Genomic DNA, 550 nt, shown 5'->3' with positions numbered 1-550 from the left:
ACCGGTGACCACCAGCGGATAGGCCACGCCAGTGATCAGGGTCATCAACACAATCAGGCTCAAGGCCGGACGCAATACTGTGGACATCATCAAATCCTCGATTCGGTTAACGGGTTTACCCGGACTCCGTAGGAACCCGCTTGCTAGCGATGCGGTGCGTCTGGCGCACTGGGTTGACGCTATCGCCAGCAAGCTGGCTCCTACAGGGTCGCAGGGTTACACCAGATGCAAAGCCGTCAGCAGCATGTCGATCAGCTTGATGCCCAGGAACGGCACCAGGATCCCGCCCAGGCCATAGATCAGCAGGTTGCGGCGCAACAGATGGGCCGCGCTGGCCGCCTGTACCCGCACGCCGCGCAGGGCCAGCGGAATCAGCACGACGATGATCAGGGCGTTGAACACGATCGCCGAGAGGATCGCGCTCTGCGGGCTGCTCAGTTGCATGACATTGAGCACGCCGAGCTGTGGATAAATCGCCGCGAACAGCGCCGGCAAGATCGCGAAGTACTTGGCGATGTCGTTGGCAATGGAAAAGGTGGTCAGGGCGCCG

At 61.1% G+C, this 550-nt stretch carries 2 pseudogenes; both read right to left on the bottom strand.

The annotated features are described in order from the left end of the window. Window positions 1-87 (bottom strand): annotated as a pseudogene (locus J4E58_RS31775) (potassium-transporting ATPase subunit C); the annotation flags it as partial. Between the two features lie 129 nt (window positions 88-216). Then, window positions 217-550 (bottom strand): annotated as a pseudogene (locus J4E58_RS31770) (potassium-transporting ATPase subunit B); the annotation flags it as partial.

Origin of the sequence: Pseudomonas sp. FW305-25, assembly GCF_017351415.1 — a bacterium.
GTDB classification, from domain to species: domain Bacteria; phylum Pseudomonadota; class Gammaproteobacteria; order Pseudomonadales; family Pseudomonadaceae; genus Aquipseudomonas; species Aquipseudomonas chlororaphis.
The sequence above is the reverse complement of the archived record's forward strand: the minus strand, read 5'-3'. Positions and strand labels throughout refer to the sequence as shown.